Source organism: Bradyrhizobium sp. Ken01, assembly GCF_055807355.1.
Window position 1 is genome coordinate 24,014 of the sequence record NZ_JBVVPC010000023.1, and the last position, 16,299, is coordinate 40,312.

The 16,299-nt window shown below is 64.0% G+C and carries 18 protein-coding genes; 7 read left to right on the plus strand and 11 right to left on the minus strand.

Annotated elements, in window-relative coordinates; genetic code table 11:
- Positions 1-32 precede the first annotated feature (32 nt).
- From AC0L3S_RS21565 to AC0L3S_RS21575, 3 genes are all read right to left on the minus strand, one after another.
- Positions 33-422 carry a Zn-ribbon domain-containing OB-fold protein gene (locus AC0L3S_RS21565; RefSeq protein WP_007611535.1) on the minus strand — a complete coding sequence of 130 codons (390 nt, stop codon included), beginning with the start codon at positions 420-422 and terminating at the stop codon, positions 33-35.
- Positions 422-1,579 (minus strand): thiolase domain-containing protein, encoded by a 1,158-nt coding sequence (locus AC0L3S_RS21570; protein WP_473250638.1) that lies wholly within the window; start codon positions 1,577-1,579, stop codon positions 422-424. Before AC0L3S_RS21570 ends, AC0L3S_RS21565 begins: the two co-directional genes overlap by 1 nt.
- A 390-nt stretch (positions 1,580-1,969) precedes the next feature.
- On the minus strand, positions 1,970-5,461 hold the full coding sequence (locus tag AC0L3S_RS21575) for an indolepyruvate ferredoxin oxidoreductase family protein (RefSeq protein ID WP_473281154.1): 3,492 nt from the start codon (positions 5,459-5,461) through the stop codon (positions 1,970-1,972).
- 280 nt (positions 5,462-5,741) lie between these two features.
- Here AC0L3S_RS21575 and AC0L3S_RS21580 point away from each other — a divergent pair, with 280 nt between their 5' ends.
- A complete protein-coding gene (locus tag AC0L3S_RS21580; RefSeq protein ID WP_473281156.1) occupies positions 5,742-6,968 on the plus strand; it encodes a cytochrome c in 1,227 nt (408 codons plus the stop codon).
- A gap of 1 nt (position 6,969) precedes the next feature.
- On the opposite strand, the gene AC0L3S_RS21585 is transcribed toward AC0L3S_RS21580, so the two are convergent.
- Positions 6,970-7,620: a trimeric intracellular cation channel family protein gene (locus tag AC0L3S_RS21585; protein WP_473263935.1), complete on the minus strand. Its 651-nt coding sequence runs from the start codon at positions 7,618-7,620 to the stop codon at positions 6,970-6,972.
- 163 nt (positions 7,621-7,783) lie between these two features.
- On the opposite strand from AC0L3S_RS21585, the gene AC0L3S_RS21590 reads away from it, so the two are divergent.
- The gene (locus AC0L3S_RS21590; RefSeq protein ID WP_473281158.1) at positions 7,784-8,176 is read left to right on the plus strand and encodes a hypothetical protein; all 393 of its coding nucleotides are present in this window, start codon (positions 7,784-7,786) and stop codon (positions 8,174-8,176) included.
- A gap of 59 nt (positions 8,177-8,235) precedes the next feature.
- On the opposite strand, the gene AC0L3S_RS21595 is transcribed toward AC0L3S_RS21590, so the two are convergent.
- Genes AC0L3S_RS21595 through AC0L3S_RS21605 form a run of 3 tightly spaced genes read right to left on the minus strand, consistent with a single transcriptional unit; the run spans position 8,236 to position 9,793 of the window.
- The gene (locus tag AC0L3S_RS21595; protein WP_473263938.1) at positions 8,236-9,045 is read right to left on the minus strand and encodes an isocitrate lyase/PEP mutase family protein; all 810 of its coding nucleotides are present in this window, start codon (positions 9,043-9,045) and stop codon (positions 8,236-8,238) included.
- Between the two features lie 51 nt (positions 9,046-9,096).
- Positions 9,097-9,447: an antibiotic biosynthesis monooxygenase family protein gene (locus AC0L3S_RS21600; protein WP_473281160.1), complete on the minus strand. Its 351-nt coding sequence runs from the start codon at positions 9,445-9,447 to the stop codon at positions 9,097-9,099.
- Between the two features lie 37 nt (positions 9,448-9,484).
- The gene (locus AC0L3S_RS21605; protein ID WP_063995954.1) at positions 9,485-9,793 is read right to left on the minus strand and encodes an NIPSNAP family protein; all 309 of its coding nucleotides are present in this window, start codon (positions 9,791-9,793) and stop codon (positions 9,485-9,487) included.
- Positions 9,794-9,940: 147 nt separating this feature from the next.
- Here AC0L3S_RS21605 and AC0L3S_RS21610 point away from each other — a divergent pair, with 147 nt between their 5' ends.
- From AC0L3S_RS21610 to AC0L3S_RS21620, 3 genes are all read left to right on the plus strand, one after another.
- Positions 9,941-10,639: an ArsR/SmtB family transcription factor gene (locus AC0L3S_RS21610; RefSeq protein ID WP_473281162.1), complete on the plus strand. Its 699-nt coding sequence runs from the start codon at positions 9,941-9,943 to the stop codon at positions 10,637-10,639.
- A gap of 158 nt (positions 10,640-10,797) precedes the next feature.
- A complete protein-coding gene (locus tag AC0L3S_RS21615; protein ID WP_473263944.1) occupies positions 10,798-11,805 on the plus strand; it encodes an alpha/beta fold hydrolase in 1,008 nt (335 codons plus the stop codon).
- 230 nt (positions 11,806-12,035) lie between these two features.
- The gene (locus tag AC0L3S_RS21620) at positions 12,036-12,287 is read left to right on the plus strand and encodes a GCG_CRPN prefix-to-repeats domain-containing protein (RefSeq protein ID WP_007603074.1); all 252 of its coding nucleotides are present in this window, start codon (positions 12,036-12,038) and stop codon (positions 12,285-12,287) included.
- Between the two features lie 144 nt (positions 12,288-12,431).
- Here the strand turns inward: AC0L3S_RS21620 and AC0L3S_RS21625 are convergent, their stop codons facing one another.
- Positions 12,432-12,710, minus strand: coding sequence for a twin-arginine translocation signal domain-containing protein (locus tag AC0L3S_RS21625; protein ID WP_473281164.1), 279 nt, complete (start codon positions 12,708-12,710; stop codon positions 12,432-12,434).
- A gap of 137 nt (positions 12,711-12,847) precedes the next feature.
- Positions 12,848-13,162 (minus strand): hypothetical protein, encoded by a 315-nt coding sequence (locus AC0L3S_RS21630; RefSeq protein ID WP_473263947.1) that lies wholly within the window; start codon positions 13,160-13,162, stop codon positions 12,848-12,850.
- A gap of 128 nt (positions 13,163-13,290) precedes the next feature.
- Between AC0L3S_RS21630 and AC0L3S_RS21635 the strand changes: the two genes are divergently transcribed.
- The gene (locus tag AC0L3S_RS21635; RefSeq protein ID WP_473263948.1) at positions 13,291-13,938 is read left to right on the plus strand and encodes a glutathione S-transferase family protein; all 648 of its coding nucleotides are present in this window, start codon (positions 13,291-13,293) and stop codon (positions 13,936-13,938) included.
- Between the two features lie 91 nt (positions 13,939-14,029).
- Positions 14,030-14,182: a hypothetical protein gene (locus AC0L3S_RS21640; RefSeq protein ID WP_473263950.1), complete on the plus strand. Its 153-nt coding sequence runs from the start codon at positions 14,030-14,032 to the stop codon at positions 14,180-14,182.
- Positions 14,183-14,192: 10 nt separating this feature from the next.
- Here the strand turns inward: AC0L3S_RS21640 and AC0L3S_RS21645 are convergent, their stop codons facing one another.
- Complete coding sequence (locus tag AC0L3S_RS21645; protein WP_473263951.1) at positions 14,193-14,540, minus strand: hypothetical protein; 348 nt, start codon at positions 14,538-14,540, stop codon at positions 14,193-14,195.
- A 120-nt stretch (positions 14,541-14,660) separates the two neighbouring features.
- Entirely contained in the window at positions 14,661-16,193 is a 1,533-nt protein-coding gene (locus tag AC0L3S_RS21650) for an acyl-CoA carboxylase subunit beta (protein ID WP_007603066.1), read from the minus strand.
- Positions 16,194-16,299 lie beyond the last annotated feature (106 nt).

Sequence of the window (16,299 nt, forward strand, 5' to 3'; positions counted from 1 at the left end):
CGGCGGACATGAGGGGAGAAGGAAGAAGCAAACTACGCCGGCGTAAAAAACGGCAGCGGCGCGCCATCGGTCGGCTTGAACACCACCTTCACCTTCTGGCCGATCTTCAACGTCGTCAGATCGCAATCGACGAAATTGGTCTGGAGCGATGGGCCTTCCTTCAGCGTGACGTAGCCGATCGCGTAAGGACCGGTCGGCGACTTTCGCATCAAGCTGTACGTGTAGATCGTGCCTTCGCCCGAAGACTCCTCCCACACCGTCTTGTCGGAGTAGCAGAACGGGCAGATCGCGCGCGGGAAGTAATGCGCCTCGCCGCAGGCGGTGCAGCGCTTGATCATGAACTTGCCCTGCTTGGCGGCGTCCCAGAACGCGGCGGTCTCAGGGTTGGTCACCGGCGCCGGATATTTCTTGGCTTCGCTCATCACACGCGCTCCAGAATGGCAGTCGAGGCGGCGTGGCGGACACCGAGCAAGCCGCCGGTGCCGTGGGCGATGGCGAGATCGCAATTCTTGACCTGCACCTTCGGATGCGCCTCGCCGCGCAGCTGCCGCACAGCCTCGAGGATCTTGGTCATGCCGCCGCGGTTGACGGGATGGTTGCTGCAGAGGCCACCGCCATCGGTGTTGAACGGCAACTTGCCCACGCCCGAGATCAAATTGCCGTCGGCGACGAACTTGCCGCCCTCGCCTTTCTTGCAGAAGCCGAGGTCCTCAAGCTGCATCAAGACGGTGATGGTGAAGCTGTCGTAGATCGATGCGTATTTGATGTCCTTCGGCGTGATGCCGGCCTCCTCGAAGGCGCGCGGGCCGGACCAGATTCCGGCGGAGTAAGTGAGGTCGAGATCCTTGCCGCCGCGCGGGCCCTTCATCGCTTCGCCGTGACCGATCAACCGGACCAGCGGCTTCTTCAGGCTTTTTGCGATCTCGGGCGTGGTCACGATCAGCGCGCCGCCGCCGTCGGAGACGACGCAGCAATCCATGCGATGCAAGGGATCGGAGATCATCGGCGAGTTCAGGACGTCCTCGACGGTGACCACATCCTTGAGCATCGCATGCGGATTGTATTGCGCGTGGTGCGAGGCCGCGACCTTGATCCAGGCGAGCTGCTCGCTCGTGGTGCCATAGTCGTGCATGTGGCGCATGGCACACATGCCGTAGGCATTGTGCGTGGTCGCGCCGTATGCCGTCTCGAAATCGGCCTCGGCGCCGGCCGCGCGCGGCGGCATCGCCCCGGTGCGCGGCTTGCCGGCCAACGTGATCAGCGCGATCGAGCACTTGCCCGCGGCGATCGCTTCGGCGGCATGGCCGAGATGGATGATGTAGGAACAGCCGCCGGTCTCGGTGGAATCGACATGACGGAGTTTCTTGGTGTTCAGCCCGAGATAATCGACCATCGGCCAGGCGCCGCCCGGGGCGTCGCCGGCGCAGAAATAGCCGTCGACATCGTCCTTGCTGAGCCCGGCATCCTCGATCGCGCCCTTGGCGACCTCGGCATGGAGCTGCGCGGTGGATTTGTCCGGCGCGTGCCGGGTCGGGTGTTCAAAAATCCCGGCAATGTAGGCCTTGCCCTTGATGGTCAAATAAGGTCTCCGCTGGCGTGTCTCACGTCCGGTTTTTTCTGAACCGCTGCCGCCCTGTTGGCAAGCGCGGAAATATTCCGCCGGGCGAGAGAGCAGCGGGTCCGCGCAAGTGGACGGTCGGTCGGAGCGCCTCTGCTTCCGGAGCAGTCATTGCGAGCGCAGCGAAGCAATCCAGGAATCTTTCCGCGGACGCATTTCTGGATTGCTTCGCTGCGCTCGCAATGACGGGAACGACGGGCAGAACCCTAAAGGTGTTTTGCCCGACGACACAAGCGGTTTCGCTTTATCGAAAAACCCTTTTCCGCGAAAACAACCCCATGCACAGTAGAAAGGAGATTGATTTCAAACAGAAATTTGTGGGGTGGATCAGCGGACCCCACCCAACAAATTCTACTCCGCCGCGATCTGCCTTGGCGCCGGCGGCGGGTTCGCCAAATCGGCGGCGAGCTGGGCGTAGCGGGCCTTGGCGTCTGCGACGGCCTTCTCCTTGACCGGACCGTAGCCGCGGATACGGTCGGGCAACGAGAGCAGCTCCACCGCGGTGTCGATCGTGAGCGGCGACAGCAGGCCGAGCACGGTGGCGACGTCCTTCTCGTAGCCGGCGATCAGATCGCGCTCGAGCTTGCGGTCGGCGCTACGACCGAAGATGTCGAGCGGCGTGCCGCGCAGGAACTTGAATTTTGCGAGCACGCGGAACACCGGAAGCATCCATGGGCCGAAAGCGCGCTTCTTCGGGCGGCCGAGCGCATCGACGCCACGGCTGAGGATCGGCGGCGCCAGGTTGAAGTTGAACTTGAAGTCGCCTTCGAACTGGTCGCGAAGCTGCTTTTCGAACGCGCCGTCGGTGTAAAGCCGCGCGACTTCGTATTCGTCCTTGTAGGCCAGCAGTTTGGCGTAATTGACCGCAACGGCGCGCGTCAGCGCCTCATCATAGCCGCCCTGCCTGACGGCATCGCTGACCTGGTCCACCAGCCTGCGGTAGCGCTTTGCCAGCCGGCCGTTCTGATAGGCGGTGAGATGCTTGGCGCGGTGCTCGAGGAGCTCGTCGAGCGTCATTGCCTCAAGCGTCTTCGGCGCAACGACCTCGTCAGTGCCCTTCAGCATGTCGGCAAGACGTGCCGGATCGGCGACCGCGAGCCGGCCGAGGCGGAAGGCTTCCTTGTTCATCTTGATCGAGACGCCGTTGACCTCGATCGCCTGCTCGATCGCCTCCGCCGACAACGGCAAGAGGCCCTTCTGATAGGCGTAGCCCATCATCATCATGTTGGTGGCGATGCTGTCGCCGAGGAGCTGCTCGGCCGGCTTGGTGAAGTCGAAGAATACCGACTCCTTGTGCAGCGCGGTCTCCAGCAACCCGTTCAGCTTGCGGGTCTGGAAGTTGAAGTCGCGGTTGAGGACGAAGTCGGCGGTGGGAATGACGTGGCTGTTGATGATGCCGCGGGTGCGGCTGCTGTCGCAGAGCGAGATGGTGTCCTTGGCAACCGCGACCACCTCGTCGGCTGCGAGCACGACATCGGCCGTGCCGGTGACGATGCGCGAGCAGGTCACCTCGGCCGGATGGTCGGACAGGCGGACATGGCTCAGCACCGCCCCACCCTTTTGCGCCAGGCCCGACATGTCGAGGATCATCGAGGCCTTGCCCTCGATATGCGCGGCCATGCCGAGCAACGCGCCGATGGTCAGCACGCCGGTCCCGCCGACGCCGCCGACCGCGATGTTGTAGGGCTTGTCCAGGTTGGGGCGTGATGCCGGCTCGGGCAGCGCGCCGATATCGCCGACGCCCGCCGGCGCACGCTTGCGCATCTTGCCGCCGTCGACGGTGACGAAGGACGGGCAAAAGCCTTTGACGCAGGAATAATCCTTGTTGCAGGTCGACTGGTTGATGGCGCGCTTGCGGCCGAACTCGGTCTCCAGCGGCTCGACCGAAATGCAGTTCGATTGCACCGAGCAATCGCCGCAGCCTTCACACACCGCGGGATTGATGAGCACACGGCGCGCCGGATCCTCCATCGTGCCGCGCTTGCGGCGGCGACGCTTCTCGGCGGCGCAAGTCTGCACGAACACGATCGCGGACGCGCCCTTGACCTTGCGCAGCATTTTCTGAACCGCGTCGAGCTCGTCACGATGCGCGGTCTTGACGCCGGGCGCGATCTCGTTCGCCGGATAGGCGTCAGGATTTTCCGAGACCAGATAGATCTCGCGGATGCCTTCGCTGTGAAGCTGGAAGGTGATCTGCTGCGGCGACAATTCGCCGTCGACATGCTGGCCGCCGGTCATCGCGGTCGCGTCGTTATAGAGGATCTTGTAGGTGATGTTGGCGCCGGAGGCGATCGCCTGGCGGATCGCGAGGCTGCCGGAGTGGAAATACGTGCCGTCGCCGAGATTGGCGAACACGTGCTCTTCTTTGGTGAAGGGGGCAACGCCGACCCACGGCACACCCTCTCCGCCCATGTGCGTGAAGGTCTCGGTGGAGCGATCCATCCACAGCGCCATGAAGTGGCAACCGATGCCGGCAAAGGCGCGACTGCCTTCGGGCACCTTGGTCGATGTGTTGTGCGGGCAGCCGGAGCAGAAATACGGGGTGCGGGCGACAGGCGCGGTCGCCTGCATTTGCGAGGCCTGGCGGCCGTTGAACCAATCGGCCTTCGAGCGCAGCATCGTTGCAATTTCGGGATTGAGATCAAGTCGAAGCAGGCGCTCGGTCAGCGAACTCGCCAGTGAGGCGACGCTAAGTTCTTCGGCAAAGGGGAGGAAGCGCTTGTCGTGATCGTCCATCTTGCCGATGATGCGGGGACGGACGTCGTCGCGCCAGTTGAACAGCTCCTGCTTCACTTGATTTTCGACGATCTCGCGGCGCTCTTCGATGATGAAGATTTCCTCCAGGCCCACGGCGAATTGCCTGACGCCTTCCGGCTCCAGAGGCCAGGGCATGCCGATCTTGTACAATCGAAGTCCGATCTTGGCGGCGACCTCGGGCGTGATACCGAGCTCGCGCAGCGCCTGACGGATATCCTCGTAGCTCTTGCCGGACGCCATGATGCCATAGCGGGCATTCGGCGAGTCCATGGTGATCCGATTGACCTTGTTGGCGCGCGCAAAGGCGATCGCGGCAAAGCCCTTGTAGTCCTGCAGGCGGCGGTCCTGGGCGAAGCGGTCGTCGGGCCAGCGCAGATTGAGGCCGCCTTCGGGCATCTCGAAATCGGTCGGGATCACGAACGGCGTCATCTCGTCGGTGAGATCGATCTCGGCGGTGGTCTCCACGGTCTCGGTGATCACCTTCATGCCGACCCAGCAGCCCGAGTAGCGCGACATCGCGATACCGAGAAGACCCATCTCGATCATCTCGTGGACGCTCGAGGGGTAGAGATAGGGCATCAGTGCCGACATGAAGGCGTGGTCGGACTGATGCGGGACGGTGGAGGATTTTGCACCGTGGTCGTCGCCGGCGAGACATAAGACGCCGCCGTTCTTGGCGGAGCCCGCGGCATTGCCGTGACGAAAGACGTCGCCGCAGCGATCGACGCCGGGGCCCTTGCCGTACCAGATGCCGACCACGCCGTCATACTTGGCGCCGGGCGAGAGGTTGAGCTGCTGCGAGCCCCAGACCGCGGTCGCGGCCAGATCCTCGTTCACGCCGGGCTGGAACTTGATGTTGTACTGCTCGAGATGTTTTCGCGCGGCGAAGAGCTGCTGATCGTAGCCGCCGAGCGGCGAGCCGCGATAGCCGGAGATGAAGCCCGCGGTGTTCAGCCCTGCGGCACGGTCGCGCCGGATCTGGGCCATCGGCAGGCGGACCAGGGCCTGAATGCCGGTCGTGAAAATATGTCCGGTGTCCTGGGTGTACTTCTGATCGAGACTGATCGGACCCTGGTTGATGCCCATTATGTCCTCTTCCGCCCTTTTGAGCGCTTGGCTGCTTAAGCCGTTGCCTGCCCGTTGTTTTTAGCTAGGGCGCGCCGACCATTTCCGCCACTCTATGTCGGATATTTCACGCTCCGCATCACAATTCTGGACCAAAGGCAGCGCCGGGTAAAAATCGCAATTTCGTGGCTGCATTGGCATCCGCGATTTTCATTTTGTGTCACCATACCCCCGCCGTCGCGCAACGAATTGACGCCCGGTCATCCGGGACGGCGTCGATGGGTCGCAGGAGAGGCTTTCGATGCGGACGATTCTGGCTGGCCTGGGTCTGGTGGGTCTGGCGTTGTGCAGTGCGGTTGCGAGCGCGTCCATGGCGGCTGAGCCGTCACCGGAGCTGATCGCGTATGGCAAGACGCTGGTGGAGGCCGGCGACTGTGCCGGCTGCCACACCGCCGATCCCGCCAAACCGTTCGCGGGCGGAAAGCGCATCGACACGCCCTTCGGCGCGATCTACGCGCCGAACCTGACGCCGGACCGCGACACCGGCATCGGCGCCTGGACCGATGCCGACTTCACCCGCGCCGTGCGCACCGGCGTCGCGCCCGACGGCTCCAACTATTACCCGGCGTTCCCCTACCCCTATTTCACGCGGATGACGAAGGACGACACGCTGGCGATCCGGGCGTATCTCGGAACGCTCGCGGCCGTCACGAGCCGCAACAAGCCGCCGGAGCTGCGCTGGCCGTTTGGCTATCGCGGCCTGATGCGGATCTGGAACATGATGTATTTCAAGCCGGGCTTGTTCGAGCCGGACCAAAGCCAGAGCGCGGCCTGGAATCGAGGCGGCTATCTCGTCACCGGGCTCGGCCATTGCGGCGCCTGCCATACGCCGAAGAACTATTTTGGCGCGGACAAGCAGGCGCAGGCACTCGCGGGCAACGAGGTCGGCGGCTGGTACGCGCCACGGCTCGATGGCGCCGCCCGCACCGGGCTGAAATCGTGGAGCGTCGAGGACGTCACGGAATATCTCCAGAGTGGGCGCAACGCCAGGAGCCACGCCAGCGGGCTGATGGCAGAGGTGGTCGTAAACTCGACTTCGAAGATGAGCGATGCCGACGTGCGCGCGATCGCGGTTTACCTGAAGGACCTGCCGCCGGCGCGGCGTGAGACGATCGTGACGCCGCCTGACGATCCCGAGATGAAGGCCGGCCAAGCCGTCTACGCCAAGCTCTGCATCGCCTGCCATGAGGCCGACGGATCCGGCGCACCGCGCATCTATCCGCCGCTACCCGCCAACGCGCTGCTGCAATCGGTCAATCCGTCCTCGACCTTGCGCATCATCCTCGACGGCGCTCACACCGTCACGACGCCGCGCGCGCCCAACACCGGCGAGATGCCGGCCTATTCCAACCAGCTCTCCGACGAAGAGGTCGCGGCGGTGACGAACTACATCCGCAATTCCTGGGGCAACGCCGCACCGCTGGTGACGCCGGCGCAGGTGGCGAGGGCGCGGAAGCAGGAGCCGTAGCTCAAGGCCCGCGCTCCTCCTCTTCCGTGAAGACAAATTTCGGCATCTCCCATTTGTAGCGCACCGCGAGGAGACGGAAGCTGATGCCGAGGGCGAACGTCAAAATGGTCCAGAGCTCGGCGTTCAGCTTGAGGCCGAAGGCGGTGGCATAGAACAGCCCCGTCACCACCGAGACGCTGGCATAGAGCTCGGAGCGAAACAGCAGCGGCACGTCGTTGCAGAGCACGTCCCGCAACACGCCGCCGGCGCAACCGGTCACCATGCCGGAGACGATGACGATCGGCAGCGTGGCGTCCATCTGCCAGGCGATGTCGCAGCCGGTCATGGTGAAGACGACGAGGCCGATGGCATCGAGCACGATGAAGGCCAGTTTGAGCCGGTGGACCAGCCGCGCCATCAGGATGGTGAGGAAGGCGGCGCCCCCGGCCATTGCGAGGTAGATGGGGTTTTGCACCCAAGCCAGGGGATAATGGCCGAGAAAGACATCACGCAAGGTGCCGCCGCCGAGCGCGGTGATGCAGCCAAGGAAGCAGACGCCGAGCCAATCCATGCTGCGGCGGCCGGCAGCGAGCGCGGCAGTCATGCCTTGCGCCGCCACCGCGACCAGCGACAACAGATGCAGCACGCTATCGCTCGGCGGCAAGCTCCACATCGTTTGGTTCCTTCCCGCCAGCGGAACTTACGCTTCAGGCACCCAGCGAACAGGTTCCCGATTCCCGCCGCGGGCGCAACATACGACGAAAGCACTAAGGAGGGCGGAACAGAAGCTCGCATCTAAGGGTTGTCCAGCCGCAATAATCGAGGAGAACCAATCGATGGCTGACGACCGTTTTACCAACGATCCGTACCGCCCGAATCTCGCCGATGATGAGTATCGTAGTGCGGCGCGACGGGATGCCCAGCTTCAGGTCGACCCCGAGCTTGGCGAAGGCCCCGCCTCCAGCGGCAAAGTAGCCCTGTTCGCAGTGGCAATCGCCTTGGTGCTGGGTGCCGTATTCTATGGCCTGAACAACACCGGCACGAGCAACCAGGCGAGCACCACGCCGGCAACGCAGACCGCCCAGCAGGCGCCGGCCACCAATCCGGCCGCACCTCCCGGCATGCGTGACGTGACGCCGCGCACCAACACCGGCCCGGGCGTGACCACGGGCGCCGCGCCGAGCAAGCCGGCCCCGGATACGCCCGCACCGGCTGACGGCGCGAAGTAACGATTTGCAACAATATGCGACAGCGGCGGGATTTCAGATCCCGCCGCTTTCGTTTGTCTTTAGCTGAAGATCTTGTTGAGTTCGCCCCCGGGGTAGCCGGTACCGAGTTCGGTGAACGTCCCCTTGTCCGCCATTTCCTTCGCGGCCCGCATGAAGCCGCCCCAGGCGGCGCGAGCGAGTGAACCGCCGACGCTGATCCGGCGCACGCCGAGATCGGCAGCTTCCTGCAATGACAGCCCGGAGCCGCCGATCAGCAGGTTGAACGGTTTGGGAGCGACAGCCTTCACCACCGCGGCGATGTCCTCGCGGCTCTTCAGGCCCGGCGCGTAAAGGCAATCGGCGCCGGCATCGGCGTAAGCAGTGAGCCGGTCGATGACGAGCTTGAGGTCGGTCACGCCCCACAGGTAGGCTTCGCAGCGGCCGACCAGCAGCGCGCCGCTGTCGCCGATCGCCTTGCGCGACGCCTTGATGCGCTCGACTGCGAGCGCGCGATCGTAGATCGGCTTGTCCTTGTCGCCGGTGGAATCCTCGATCGACAGGCCGGCAACGCCGGTGCGCACACAGCGCTCGACATTGTCCGCGACCTTGTCCGGCTCGACCGCAAAGCCGCCCTCGAAATCCGCGTTCACCGGGATATCGACGGACGTGCTCAATGCCGCCAGATGCTGACAGACCTCCTCGACGCTGACATGGTTGTCGGCTTTGCCGATGGTCCAGGCAAAGCCCGCACTCGACGACGCGAGTGCCTTGAAACCGAGATGCTGCAACGCTTTCGCGCTGCCGACGTCGACCGGATTGGGCAGGATGAAGCAGCCGCTCTCGTGCAGCTTCCTGAAGGTCGCGCGCTTGTCAGCAGTTGTCACATGCATGTTTCTCTCCCTTGTTGGCCGCGCAGAGATGGGGACGTGCCGCCGCGCGCGCTAGTGCGCGTCGTGCACCGCGCGGCTGTCCTTTGGCGCCTGCTCGCGATCATTCATGCTGTAGTCGCGGATGACGCTAGCGATCCGCAAATGATAGTCAGTGAAGATTTTTGCGCGGCCCTTGGCCTGGGTGCGGCGGTGCTCCATCGTGTTGCGCCAGGCTTGCACGGCCGCCTCGTCCCGCCAGAACGACAGCGACAAGATCTTGCCCTTATCGGTCAGGCTCTCGAAACGCTCGACCGAGATGAAGCCGTCGATGGTCTGCAGGATCGGCTTCAGGTCGGCCGCAAGCTCGAAATAATCCTGGCGGTGTTCCGGCTTCGGCCAAACCTCGAAGATCACGGCGATCATGGGCATCTCTCCTGTCGTTGATGGCCTACGATACCACTTACAAAACCACTTGGCGCAGAAACGTGCGCTCTTCCGCGAGGATGAATTTGTGCTCCTCGGCGAAGTGGAAGTTCGCCATGCCTTCCGTATCCTGACGCAGCCGGGCGCGATAGGCCTCATACGCAGCCAGACTCTCGAAGGTGATCAGTGCAAACGCGATATTGTTGGTGCCCTCGTGCGGCATGAAATAGCCGATCAGATCGCCGCCGCATTTCGGGATGATGGTGAGCCAGCGCTTCGAGTACTCCTCGAACTGCGCGCGCTTGAACGGATCGAGCTGGTAGCGGATGAAGACGGTGATGGACATGATGGGCTCCTGATTTATCGTGCGAGACACGCGAGCGACATCGTCGCCGCTGAAGCACTGGATTGCTTCGCTTCGCTCGCAATGACGTGTTTGCGGGACACAGGCTACGCGCTTGCCTCCCCGCAATGCTTCGGCTACGATCGAAGCATGAAATCAGGTCCCGACATCGCCATGATCGCCTCGCTCGTCGGCGATCCCGCACGCGCCAACATGCTCACGGCGCTGATGAACGGCCGCGCGCTCACCGCAAGCGAGCTGGCGCAGGAGGCCGGCATCACACCGCAGACTGCGAGCTCGCATCTTTCCAAGCTCGAGGCCGGTGGCCTGATCGAGCCGGAGAAGCAGGGCCGCCACCGCTACTACCGCCTCACCGACGACGACGTCGCCGGCGTGCTGGAGGGCCTTGCGGGCCTTGCCGCGCGGACCGGCCACATGCGCGTGCGCACCGGGCCGAAGGATCCGGCGCTGCGGCGTGCGCGGATCTGCTACGACCATCTCGCCGGTGATCTCGGGGTGCAGATGCTCGACACCCTGCGCGCGCAAAACCTGGTCAGGCAGAAGAAGCAGGAGATCGAGCTGACGGCGGAGGGCGAGCGCTTCCTGGCCAAGCATCTGCAGATCTCGCCCGACATGCTCAGCCATCCCCGCCGCCCCGTGTGCAAGGCCTGCCTCGACTGGAGCGAGCGGCGCCACCATCTCGCCGGCACGCTCGGCGCCGCGATGATGCAGCGTTTCGCCGAGCTGAAATGGGCCGCCCGCGACGCCACGCCCGGCAGCCGCGTGGTGAATTTCACCCGCACCGGCGAGAAGCAGTTTGCCGCGTTGTTCGGGACTGCGAAGGACTGAACACAAGCGCGTGTAAGCGTGTCTCGTCGTCATGGCCGGGCTTGACCCGGCCATCCCAATCTTTAGTGCAGTTTGCGCGGCACGACGTGGATGCCTGGGTCAAGCTCGGGCATGACGGAGAATGTGTCTCCTAGCGCCAACATGACTCAGAGCCTTCAATGATCCGCCTCCTCCCGACCGTGCTTTGCGCGGCTCTTCTCGCCGCTCCTCTTATATCCCGCGCCGCCGACGCCGCCCCGCGCGAGCCTTACGGCATCGCGCTCGAAGGCTTTGCCTATCCCTATCCCGTCCACCTGCTGCCCCTGACCAATGACGGCGAGCAGCTCAGCATGGCCTATATGGACGTGCCGGCTGCGCAGCCGAACGGCCGCACCGTGGTGCTGCTGCACGGGCGCAATTTCCCGTCGAGCTACTGGGCGCCTGTTATCAAGATGCTGAGCGAGGCCGGCTTCCGCGTCGTGGTGCCGGACCAGATCGGCTTCGGCAAATCCTCCAAGCCGATCGGCGAATTGCATTTCGACAATCTGGCGCGCAACACCATCGCACTGCTCGATCACCTCAAGATCGACAAGGCCGAGATCGTCGCCCATTCGCTCGGCGGCATGCTGGGCGTCCGCATCGCGCGCGCCTATCCCGACCGCGTCGCTCATCTTGTTCTGACGGCCCCGATCGGGCTGGAAGACTACCGCCTCTATGTGCCGCCGACGCCGACCGAGAAGATCATCGAGACCGAGGACAAGCTCACCGCCGATGGCTATCGCAAGCAGCTCCAGACCAATTATGCAATCAAGCTACCGGCGGAGGCGATCACGCAGTTCATCGACGCCCGCTTCAACATCAAGGGCAGCCCGGATTATCCGCGCTGGCTGCGCGCCTTCGTCAGTTCCGGCCAGATGATCTATCGCGAGCCGGTGGCGCACGAGATCGCGCTGATCACCGAGCCGACGCTGTTCATCATGGGCGCCGACGACCACAACGCACCGGGCCGACCGAACGCGCCCGAGGCGCTGCGCGCGAAAATGGGGCAGAACGCCGAGCTCGCGAAGGCACTCGCGGCGAAGATGCCGAATGCGCGCGCCGAGGTGATCCCGGACACTGGCCATCTCGTCTTCCTGGAATCACCAGAGAAGTACAAGGAGCTGGTGCTGGGCTTTCTCGGCCGCTAGCGACATTGCTGTCGTCCGGAGCCGCGTGCGGGGAATGTTCATGCCGCATTCAGGTCATGATTGGCAGATTTGGCTGGCGTCGTGTCGGCATGTTGCGATTTTAACGTGTCGAATCGTGTCTTTTGATTCATGGTGCGCCGAAAGCGCCAAGCCCTCCTAGAAGCTGCCCCAATCCTGCCCCCAAAACCTGCCCCCCAAAGCTTGCCCCCAAAGACGAGAAGGAAGATCAAATGAAATACCTGTTCGCCGCCGTGATGCTCGCCAGCGCGGTCGTTGGTTTCAGCGAGGCGGCCAGCGCCGCCGGCGGTTGCGGCCCCGGCTGGTATCGCGGCGCCTATGGCGGCTGCCGCCCGATGCGCGGTCCGGTCGTTGTCCGCCCGGGTCCGATCGTGGTTGCGCCGGCCCCTGTGGTGGTCGTGCCACGGGCGCGTGTGTGCCCCTACGGCTTCCGCTGGTACGCCGGCCGCTGCCGCCCGTTCTGATCTCGTTTTTTGCATAGCTAAATGGCCGCGCGGCGAAAGCCTGCGCGGCCATTTTCTTTTTGAGCGCCTGACGCCGCACCGGGATGTCTCGAATCAAAACGGGGACCGCGATCGCGGTCCCCGTTCAAGCCTGGTGCGCGAAGCTTACCAATGACGGCGGTGCCATCGCCGGCGATGCCAGCCCCAGTGACGGCGGCGCCAACCCCAATGACGGTGGTGGCCGTGCCAGTGCACCTGCTCGGGCTTCAACTGCGCGACCTCTTCGCTGCTGGTGACTGCGGGATGAGCGTCGGGATTGCCTTGCGGCGTGCTGGGATCACCGAGCGACTGCGGCGCCAGCGGCGCAGCCTGCGCGGCGGTCGTGAACGCGGCAGCTCCGGCCGCGACACCGATTGCAAATTTCAAAAACTTCCGGCGCTCCATGACTTCTTTCCTCTTGGATGGTCGTGCCAGTGATGCAGAGGCGAGTGTCGTGGTGACGACATGAACCGAAGCTGAATCGCGCGTTCAGCTTCGTTGCGCAGGTGACAGGAGAATTCGCAGCACCGTAGCCCGATGCTCTATTTCCCGAACTCCTGCGCCAGCACCAGCAACTCGCGCGTGCGCGTCACGTCGGGCCAGTCGCGCTTGAAATCCGCCACCAGCTGCGTCAGCGCATCGCCCTTCAGCATGGCGCGCAGCGCAGCCTCGCTCTCGAACTGATACACCGCCTGATGCAGTGACGGATCGTCGAGGCTCCAGAACCGCCAGGCCTTACTCGCACCGAACGCCTTCATCGCGTCGGGCAGATGTTCCGTCTCGTACCACCTGTCGAAGGCGGCGCGCCTGCCGACATCGGTGATGATGGCGCGGACGACGAAGAAGGCTGACGGCATCGGATTTCCTCCTGTTGTTTGGGATGAGACTAGCCGATGACGTCGGCGACGACAAAAAAGGATTGGCAGCGGTGTCGGACCGCGCGCCCCTCATCCGTCCTATGCGTAAGACAGCACGGAGACGTCCCATGGCCGACCTCACCCTCACCACCTTCAACTGGGTTCCCCAACTGCCCCGCGGCTTCGTCCGCGATCTTCGCGTGCGCTGGGCGCTGGAAGAAGCCGCCTTGCCCTACCGCGTCGCCAGCGCGCCGTTCGACGACCGCGGCGCCGCGCATCTCGCGCACCAGCCGTTCGGCCAGGTGCCGTGGCTGACCGACGGCGATCTCTCGATCTTCGAGAGCGGCGCGATCCTGCTGCATCTTAGCGAGCTCAGCGCGAAGCTGATGCCGACGGATCCACGCGGCCGCGTTGAGGCGAAGGAATGGATATTCGCCGCGCTCAATTCCGTGGAGATGGCGAGCCTGCCCTGGGCGCTTTTCAGGTTCACCGGGAATAACGACGGCTCACCGGCCGTGAAGTTTTTCGACGACTTCCTCAAGCTCCGCCTCAAGCACATGGAGCCGGTGCTGGCCGGCCGTGAATGGCTCACGGTCTCCTTCTCCGTCGCCGACATCCTGATGGCCGACGTGCTGCGCCTCGTCGATCATTTTGACGGGCTCACGGAGCATCCGGCCTGCCGCGCCTACGTCGCGCGCGCCACCGCCCGCCCCGCCTTCGCCAAGGCCCACGCCGACCAGATGGCGCATTTCGCTGCGGCGGACGCGACGCGCTGACGCGGCGTGAGGTGTGACGTGCCTCACATAATTAATTCGGCGACGGCCCTAGGCTCACAGCCATCAAATCAACCCCTGCGGAAGGTGACACATGGCCCGCATCGCATATCTCAGAGACCAGCTTGCCCGCGCCGAACGGCTGGCAAAGGCGATCCTCGACCGGCAAACCGCCGAGCAGCTTCAGGCGTTCGCAGCTGAATGCCGCGAGGAGCTGCAGGTGCTTTCGCGCAAGGCTGCGGCGTAAGGCTGCTCGATTACGCGAGCTTCATCGGCGTGTCGGCGACCACGCGAAGGTCGATGCGGCTGATCAGTTGAGACCGAAGCGCCTCCGCGTCACCGATCGCGCTCTCTGTCTGCCGCAGCGTGCTGACGTTCGAACCAAGCGAGACAATTCCGCCGAGCACAAGGGCGATCGATCCGAGCGCGGCCGTTTGCCCCATCCCGAACAAGCCGAGGATCGTGATCAGCAACAGCGCAGCCCCGCCACCGATCGCGAGCTTGGATGCCAGGATGTACTTACGGCAGCGCTCGGCGACCTCGGCCAAGGCCTCGATACGCGCTTCGATGTCTGAAATCTCGTCGGTCGGATCGTCTTCGGTCATTGGATTTGGATCGAGGATGCCAACTCAGAAACAGAATCGGTAGCCCACATGAGCGAAGCGACATGCGTGACTTGGATAGAAACCCGGATGTAGCTACCCTCATCCGGGCTACAAGTGCCCTCACAACGGCAAATTGTCGTGCTTCTTCGCCGGCGTTTCCACCTTCTTGTCCTTCAGCATCGACAGCGCCCGCGCGATCCGCTTCCGCGTCGAGTGCGGCATGATGACGTCGTCGATGTAGCCGCGCTCGGCGGCGATGAAGGGGGAGAGGAAGCGGTCTTCGTATTCCTTGGTGCGGGCGGCGATCTTGTCGGGGTCGCCGATGTCGGCGCGGAAGATGATTTCGACCGCGCCCTTGGCGCCCATCACCGCGATCTGGGCGGTCGGCCAGGCGTAGTTCATGTCGGCGCCGATCTCCTTGGAGGCCATTACGTCGAAGGCGCCGCCATAAGCCTTGCGGGTGATGATGGTGACCAGCGGCACCGTGCACTGCGAGTACGCGAACAAGAGCTTGGCGCCATGCTTGATCAGGCCGCCATATTCCTGCGCGGTGCCCGGCAGGAAGCCCGGGACGTCGACGAACGTGACGATCGGGATGTTGAAGGCATCGCAGAAGCGAACGAAGCGCGCGGCCTTGCGTGAAGCGTCGGAGTCGAGCACGCCGGCCAGCACCATCGGCTGGTTGGCGACGAAGCCCACCGTGCGGCCCGCGATGCGGCCGAAGCCGGTGACGATGTTCTTGGCAAAGGCATCCGCGATCTCGAAGAAGTCGCCCTCGTCCACGACCTTGAGGATCAGCTCCTTCATGTCGTAGGGCTTGTTCGGATTGTCGGGGATCAGCGTGTCGAGCGACATGTCGACGCGGCCGATGTCGTCGAAGCTCGGCCATTCCGGCACGCCGTCGGTGTTGTTGGACGGCAGGAAGTCGATCAGACGCCGCATCTGCAGAAGCGTCTCGACGTCGTTCTCGAAGGCGCCGTCGGCGATCGAGGAGCGCGTGGCATGCACGGAGGCGCCGCCGAGCTCTTCGGCCGTGACGACCTCGTTGGTGACGGTCTTCACCACGTCGGGACCGGTGACGAACATGTAGCTGGTGTTCTTCACCATGAAGATGAAGTCGGTCATCGCGGGCGAATAGACGTCGCCGCCGGCGCAGGGGCCCATGATGACGGAGATCTGCGGGATCACGCCGGAGGCGAGCACGTTGCGGCGGAACACGTAGGAATAGCCGGCCAAGGCAGCGACGCCCTCCTGGATGCGGGCGCCGCCGGCGTCATAGAGGCCGATGATGGGCGCCCTCGCCTTCATCGCCATGTCCTGAAGCTTTGTGATCTTCAGCGCGTGCGTTTCCGAGAGCGAGCCGCCGAACACGGTGAAGTCCTTGGCAAAGACAAACGTCTTGCGGCCGTTGACGGTGCCCCAGCCGGTGACGACGCCGTCGCCGGGCACCTTGTTCTTCTCCATGCCGAACTCGGTGGAGCGGTGCTCGACGAACATGTCGAATTCCTCGAACGATCCCTTGTCGAGCAAGAGCTCGATACGCTCACGCGCGGTCAGCTTGCCGCGGGCGTGCTGCGCCTCGATGCGCTTCTCCCCGCCGCCGAGCTTTGCGCCGGCGCGACGGTCTTCAAGGGCGTCCAGGATATTCTTCATTTGCTCCCGCCAGTTCTTAGCCTAAATGCGATTGCCGGGGTTCTAACACGGCATTTTGCGGGCCGGGAAGCGGCTTTCGGTCCCGCAGGGCTGCCTTGCCGCAGCG